The sequence below is a fragment of the Paeniglutamicibacter antarcticus genome (assembly GCF_039544305.1).
In the GTDB taxonomy this organism is placed as follows: Bacteria; Actinomycetota; Actinomycetes; order Actinomycetales; family Micrococcaceae; genus Paeniglutamicibacter; species Paeniglutamicibacter antarcticus_C.
Map to the genome: position 1 here is coordinate 1 of NZ_BAABLK010000077.1, position 7,009 is coordinate 7,009.

Below are 7,009 nucleotides of genomic sequence, written 5' to 3' on the forward strand. Positions count from 1 at the left end.
GATCCATCTTGGCCTACATCGGCCAAAACTAGGTTAGACATATTGATCGGTTTCCTACTTCTCGCCCTGCGCCATCGGGGTGACTTGCTATGTCACGTTGGCACCGTTCAACCCTGGCACATAGGGGATCAGCAGTTCACGATTCTCCGGTGGTCTCACACGAAGGCCGTCTACTGCCCGAGGAAGAGGAGCAACTGCTGCGTTACTACTCCCTATCGACTACACGCAATGAGCCCGAATACATCCAAGCGGACACAGTCGACAACAGCGGTGTGTCCCCCCTGGGAGATGACGAGATAGTCATGACCCGCTCCGAAGAGCGACTCTTGGTTGGCACCGAAATCCACGAAACGGAACGCGTGCGACTGATCAAAAAAGTGGTGACGGAAGATGCGACGGTGACGGTTCAGATCCGACGTGAAGAGCTTGTCATTGAGCGCACTGCTGTCATTGATGGAACAAAATTTTACGATGATGGCGAGACCTCTTATACAGATGCTGAACGGCAGCGGTTGTATGACGCAGTAGAGACCGCTTTCAACGAAGATGTCATCGAGGTGGTTCTGTATGAGGAGAAACCGCGCATCGAAATGGACATTGTCCCGATCGAACGTATCCGCTTAAGCCGTAGTGCACAGTCGCGAGACGAAGTTGTTGAGGGACAGGTGCGCAAGGAAGTTATCGAAACCGAAGTCATCGAGCCATAAGGAATCAACGGTCAATAGCAGTCACCATAGCCTTAGTGCGCGTTGCCCCATGTGCTGTTCAGTTAGGCCGAGGTATAGGCCAGCGTAGTGCTGGGTGTCCCGCTATCTGGCGTTGGAATGTTCATGGCCTTATTTCCCTCCTGCCTATAGCCCTTATTCTCGTTCAAGAAACGGTCGCTACCGAGTGTTTCTGATACGGGGCGCGGTGGGCGAAAGACTGTGCTGCGAATGTGTGGAGACGCCTGCGGTAAATGCCAAACGGGGCATGCCCCAAAACGGGTAGGGCCGCCGAATCCGGGAAAATCAGGGATTCAGCGGTCCTTCGGCATTCCATGAAAAATCCAGGTTAGTAGGATAAGAGTTACCGCGTAGGCGGATATGCCCTCCTTGAGGGAAGTTCGGCAGAACCTTTGGCGACCATCATGAAAGAGAAGTGCAGCCTTGACCGTTGAAACTCGAACGAGTGTCAGTGACTATCTACATGGTCTGATCCTTGAGTCCAGTGAGATCGAGAATTTTCTCAATGCCTTGACTCGTTTGGCAGTGCACGAATTATCTACGGACGGGGAAGAACTTCTCTGCGGGATCACGTTGCTGCGGCACAAGCAGGCTGGCACCGTGGCCAGCAGCAGCGAAAGGGCGCAAGACCTTGATGAGGTGCAATACAAGTTCCAAGATGGGCCGTGCTTGCGAGCCTCTCGCACTCAATCCATGGTTCATGCTCCGGAGCTGGAAGCTGATGATCGATGGCCGGTTTACCGAGAATTTGTTCTGGATCGCGGGATACGCTCGGTCTTGGCAATCCCCTTCCCCATGAGGAATGAGGATAGGGCGGCACTAAACATCTATGCGGATGTGGCCCATCCCTTCACGCCGGAAAAAGTGGAACTGGCCAAAGGATACGCGCAACAGGCATCCCAGGCCTTCGCCCTTGCTTTGGACTTGGCACGGCATAGGGATACTGCAGATAATGCCCTGGAAGCTATGAAGTCCCGTACCACCATCAATCTCGCCGTGGGGATGATCATGGGACAAAATAATTGCAGTCATGACCGTGCCGTGGAAATTCTTAAGTCGGCGTCCTCCAGCCGAAACATCAAGCTGCGTGATGTCGCTGCCGCGATGGTCGACCAAACGGGAAACCAGGAACCCAATACCTACTTCGATGCCTAGCGACATGAATGCAGGGATCCAAAGACTATTGGATCAGTGACCTGAAGACACCGCTGCGTCGTGAGCACGGTTCAACAAGAAAGCCATGTATCCAATAGCAAAGTTGGATCCGGGGTTGGCCTTGAAGGGTTGTTGGCCTGCCCAAGAATCTTCCTGCTCCCCATCGCTGAGAGTTCGCGTCTCTGCGGTCTACTCTCATCGCAGCACGGGGAAGGCTGCATCATGTTTTTGCACAAAAGCGGGACACTCAGTGATTCCCTCGCGTAGAGGTAGATCTTGTGGCCACTTCCAGAAGAATTCTAGGCTTCTCTTACGCGCTGGCTTGAGGACTCGGCTCAGGCTTGGCCGCCATGATCAGCGAGCAACAAAATGGCCGCCAATCCAGGGATGACGGGAACGATTTTATAACTAGCGTCTCCTGCGAACCGGCTTCCGCACTACGACAATACGCCGGGTCATCTGTCATAGAAGATGTCGGCATTGGTACGGTTGCTGATGGTTCGATCGATTCGACGCGATGGTAGGGCCCTCGTCTTGCCGACGACCGGTGTGTTCAATGACGGATCAAAAATTTACCTAAAACCTCAGAACCACCATCCTACTTGGCTTCAAATCCTCTGCCAGTGCTCCAGGGTGTGAGACCGTCAGCGGATATCCTTCATGGGCCTGTCCGACTTTTATGCTCCCCGCTGATCTCTGGTCCGGGATTTGTTGAAAAGTCAGGAGTTGCCGCGCATGTCGAAAAGCTTGTGCATGTCTAGCAATGATGAACATAATATGAAAATCATTCAGTCCACCAACATTCCGGCGGACTAGTGCATAGCTTCTCCAGCCTCAGGGAAGCACATGGGAGTGTATTCGCGCAGGAGCAAAACAGATGAAACTGTACGATCACCAGCTGAACATCGAAGGACACGCGGTTCCAGACCCGCACTGGACACCGGTGACTAGGCGTCTGGGCCAGCGGAACGGCAAAGAGACCTCGATCATTTGCGGGAAATGCCGCACAGCGGAGTACCTGGTTTTTGAACAGATCAAACCGGTTCTGGGCGGAGGATTGGAGCCGGAAGCATGGGATGTGGAGTGCTGGTGCGGAAACTGCGAACAGTTCTATGGGATGCGAACGCCGTTCCTTGAGCTTGGGCGTTTTTGCGGACCCGAAAACGGTTAGAGGCTGCCAACTCAGTCGCCGAGTTGGAGAACTCACTCTGGAGGGGGAGCATACGTGCTAGGTAGCCGTTAAGCATCGTGATCGCATGCTGGCAGAGCGGCTGGCAAATGATTAGTGCACGAACGTGAACAGTTGATTGCCAAACCCAGGAAGGTCGCCATCGGGCCGTTTCGAACCAGACTTGAGCGGTCGTTGCAGGATTGGATTCAAGCTGCGAACTTAGTTGGGCCCAGTAGCGGAATTTTTTCTTCCCATCCTTTCTCAGGCAACATGCTAGGTCGGTCTATGGCAGTGGCCAAAGGCATGGGTGCTCTCAAGGAAGAATCAGTACTACGGATCGAACGTTTCACTCACCGCTTCACCCGGGCCTGACCGATCCATAAGAGTGGATGTTTCGTATGGTCCAGACCGCACCCTTGATTCGTTTTGCTATATACTGTAAATGGTTCAGCAGCGGGCCGTGGATTCCTTTATTGGAGCACTTCATGGATCTGTCCGCTGCATCGCCATCATCTACAGGGTCTTTTAGCAGTGCGTCGCCGTACCCCCTGACACACTTTCCGCGTTCCGCAACTCGTATTCCATATTTGGGATACAGAGGGGGAATGACACGGGTTATTGAAAATAATCAAGAGCAGCATCGCTATCAGCTTTTCGTGCAGGGCGACCTTGCTGGCTTCGTGCAGTACAGCATGCGCAAGAACGAATTATGGGTTCATTACGTGCAGCTCAAACGCCGATACAAGTCAGAAGAGACGATTGAGTTCCTGCTGCTGCATATCGTGGACGAGGTCCGTCGCAAACGGTTGGCACTGATGCCATTTTGCCCCGCGATGCGTCTATTTGTGGTTGAACGTCCTGAATTCACGGCGTTAGTGCCACCGTTGTGGCATGTCCGTTTCCTGACCGGTTCTACTTCCTCGCTGCGTCCCATGGACCGTGTCCGCTACACCGGACCCGCCAAGCGGCGCACGACCGCGGAGAAACGTGCTCAGGCGAGGGAAGCGGATGCACTTAAGCAGACATTAGCCGTTCACGAAACAGTTTATTCGCCGGAAATATCCATAGCCTAGGTGTATTACCCACAGAGGTTAGGAACACGGTCAGCCGATGCCAGACCCATCAATGAAGTGTGTCCTCGACGATGGTTGTAATAGTTTAGCCACGCCGGAAAAGCGGCCACCCTTTCGGCATCCGAACGGTACGGTTTCGCATACGCCCATTCCTCGAGCATGAAGCGGTTGAACCTCTCCAACTTGCCCTTGGTCTGCGGCCGGTACGGCCTCGGTCGCCCGTACTTGGTGAAGAAGATGACTGAAAACCTCGATCGACTCTTCATGGAATCCATCGCCAGCGAAGAAAATGCACCCAAACTCTTCGAACTGCGTGGAGACCACTCATACCGGACGATGAACTGATAACTCATCCGGCGCTCTTGCAAGCATCCGGCCAAGCAGAACTGAAATCGAAGTAGCCGGCGACTCTCCACATAAAGGATGAATACTCGTAATCCTGCCGTGAGTGTCGTTCCAAAAGTTCCGCGTTGTAAAAGTGTCTCAACAAACGCAGGGTCTAGGATTTCTAACACCAGTGATCCTGCGACACTTTATTGAGAACGTTTGATTATCGTTCGCACAGGTTTTTACTGCTTTAACCGCGAGAATTCGGGTCTTACCAAACGATGGATTGGTGCGGCGTCGATTACATGGCCCGAACGTCTGCGCCGTCTGGGTGAACGGCTAGCTCCGCCGCGGGTTCCACTCCCCCACAGTGGTGATCCTTGTTTGAGGTAAATCAGAGCGGTATTGGACGCTGAATCTTCATAAAGTCGCTTGAACTCCAAAGCGCAGATCTATACAGACCCAACGGTTGATACCAATGTCAGTAGTGGTGGGCATCTGGTGGGTGCTAGGTTGGGCAGAATCTGGTCTCAATGGGGAGCCAGCACGCCATCGATCAAAGGAACCACGAATGAAACGTACATCGGTTGCAACCGTTGTCGCAGGACTCAGCATGATCCTCACCGGGTGCGGCACGTGGGCTGAAACACCCGACAAGAACACTGCCCTTGGCCAGGAAGTTGACGTGGAAAGCATCAATTCCCGACTCGACGATGTACGCAAAACCAAGACGCTTACGGTCTGCACGACCGGAGACTATCGCCCCTTCACTTACAAGGACCCAGAAACCGGGAAGTACTCGGGCATCGACATCGACATGGTCCAGGACTTGGCGAAACGTCTCGACGTGAAAGTGAAGTATGTGCACACCAGCTGGAAAGACCTCATGGATGACTACCTAAGTTCATGCGACATTGGTGTGGGCGGGGTATCCATCTCACTGGAACGTGCCGAACAAGCCGCTTTCTCTACCGCAACACTGGACGAAGGCAAAACACCGATCACTCTGTGCGAAAACGTGGACAAATACGACACAATCAAGGAAATCAACCAGCCCGACGTCCGGTCCATCACCCCCATCGGCGGTACCAACCAAAAATTCGCTGAGGAGCATTATTCCGATGGCAAGGTGATCGCCTTTGAAGATAACAACACGATCTTTGACGAGATCATCGAGGGACGTGCTGATGTCATGACCACTGATGCCTCAGAAACCCGCTGGGTCGCCAACGAGCATCCGGAGTTGTGTGCAGTTCACCCGGATAAGCCTTTCGACTACTCACAAAAGGCATATCTGCTGCCCCGGGGGGACACTGCGTTCAAGGAATATGTTGATGCGTGGTTGAACATGACCGAAAACGATGGCACCTACGCAAAAGCAAAGAAGCCTTGGTTTGGCTAACTCGACGTTCCGTTAGCCCCCGGGTTTTTCATAAAACTCCGCCGGGGGTATCCGGCACTGGCAAAAGGGCGCTTTCGAAACCAGGGAAAAGAGCTTCGAGTTTCACGCTTCCTGACTGAAGGAAGTAAGCCCCAGCCTGAGGGACATTGGCGCCTGCAAGGAAAGCCAGAAAATCTCAGATGGGCAGACCCACATTCACGAGATGGTGACAGCGCCCCGAATGAGCGTGTTGTTCTTGTCTCAGGGATCCTCGAGCAGGCAGTAGTTCCATTCCCTCGGCGGTCAACGGCAGCCTCCGGCACTCGCATGATGAGCGGAGTCTGGGTGGTATCCAGGGACGTTTCAAAAGCAGTTAACATTTGCGTCGGTAGGGGCACATAGGAACCGTCGAAATGCTCCTATTTTAGAATCTGTAGAAAAGTAGGACTCATTGGAGGATCTTGTATTCCGCGGGGCACCTTGATGCAAGGATCGAGAACCTCCAGGCCTAAGCTCATGCTCATCCTTCTTCCACCACGGGGTAAGTGATGTCCCCGTTGTGCACTCTAATGAATTCGGTCATGTTCGCCGGCTGGGTCGAGGAAGGCGACATGATATCGAAGACCTCCACACCGGCAACAAGCAACGCATCGGTGATCAGTCGACGGTGGCATCGCCACGGTACGGCCTCGCTACACATGATGGCCGGCACGGATTGTTTCGCTATCTGCATCAGTTCAGCGAGCCCGGAGACGAACGGTGCGCTCGACATGTAATCCGCATAATCCCGGAAGCCCTTGACCCTCCATCCTTCGTTCGGGCTAGAAACGCCGCTGGGTGTGTGTCTGCGGCCACCCAGATCGCGGATCCACTGGTACTCGATATCAGTGGGTAACGCTTCTTCGATCGCCTCTTGGTTCCACTGCGGGAACTTCCGTGAGGCTGGATACGAACGTACGTCCACCAGCGCTGTGACTTTACTGGTCCGCAGCATCTCCAGTACCTCGTCAAAATCGTGGGTTGAATGGCCGATCGTGAAGACTCGAAGCTGCGGAACTTGTCAAATCAAATGAGACATAGTCATAGTAGTTAATGAACCGATAATGCGGCCCGTTTCGCGGGATCGTTGATCGCAGCCTTGAGCGGCAACGGTGGCGCCGACGGACGCCGAGAAAAC

Annotated in this window: 5 protein-coding genes and 1 pseudogene; 4 read left to right on the top strand and 2 right to left on the bottom strand. The window is 53.6% G+C overall.

Annotated features, from left to right (window positions below; translation table 11 throughout):
• Positions 1–302 precede the first annotated feature (302 nt).
• The 3 genes from ABEA12_RS15345 (at position 303) to ABEA12_RS15355 (ending at position 4,124) form a co-directional block, all read left to right on the top strand.
• On the top strand, positions 303–707 hold the full coding sequence (locus ABEA12_RS15345; protein WP_210101409.1) for a YsnF/AvaK domain-containing protein: 405 nt from the start codon (positions 303–305) through the stop codon (positions 705–707).
• Positions 708–1,148: 441 nt separating this feature from the next.
• Positions 1,149–1,880, top strand: coding sequence for a GAF and ANTAR domain-containing protein (locus ABEA12_RS15350; protein WP_210101410.1), 732 nt, complete (start codon positions 1,149–1,151; stop codon positions 1,878–1,880).
• Positions 1,881–3,656: 1,776 nt separating this feature from the next.
• Entirely contained in the window at positions 3,657–4,124 is a 468-nt protein-coding gene (locus ABEA12_RS15355) for a hypothetical protein (protein ID WP_210101411.1), read from the top strand.
• Positions 4,125–4,129: 5 nt separating this feature from the next.
• Here the strand turns inward: ABEA12_RS15355 and ABEA12_RS15360 are convergent.
• A pseudogene (locus tag ABEA12_RS15360) lies at positions 4,130–4,351 on the bottom strand (integrase core domain-containing protein); the annotation flags it as partial.
• Between the two features lie 713 nt (positions 4,352–5,064).
• On the opposite strand from ABEA12_RS15360, the gene ABEA12_RS15365 reads away from it, so the two are divergent.
• Entirely contained in the window at positions 5,065–5,853 is a 789-nt protein-coding gene (locus tag ABEA12_RS15365; protein WP_345468861.1) for a transporter substrate-binding domain-containing protein, read from the top strand.
• 499 nt (positions 5,854–6,352) lie between these two features.
• On the opposite strand, the gene ABEA12_RS15370 is transcribed toward ABEA12_RS15365, so the two are convergent.
• Positions 6,353–6,865, bottom strand: coding sequence for a DUF488 domain-containing protein (locus ABEA12_RS15370; RefSeq protein WP_345468863.1), 513 nt, complete (start codon positions 6,863–6,865; stop codon positions 6,353–6,355).
• Positions 6,866–7,009 lie beyond the last annotated feature (144 nt).

Excerpts from the sequence above, each read along its gene's own strand:
- ABEA12_RS15345 (WP_210101409.1), top strand. The coding sequence starts at position 303 with ATGACCCGCTCCGAAGAGCGACTCTTGGTTGGCACCGAAATCCACGAA.
- ABEA12_RS15355 (WP_210101411.1), top strand. The coding sequence starts at position 3,657 with ATGACACGGGTTATTGAAAATAATCAAGAGCAGCATCGCTATCAGCTT.
- ABEA12_RS15365 (WP_345468861.1), top strand. The coding sequence starts at position 5,065 with ATGATCCTCACCGGGTGCGGCACGTGGGCTGAAACACCCGACAAGAAC.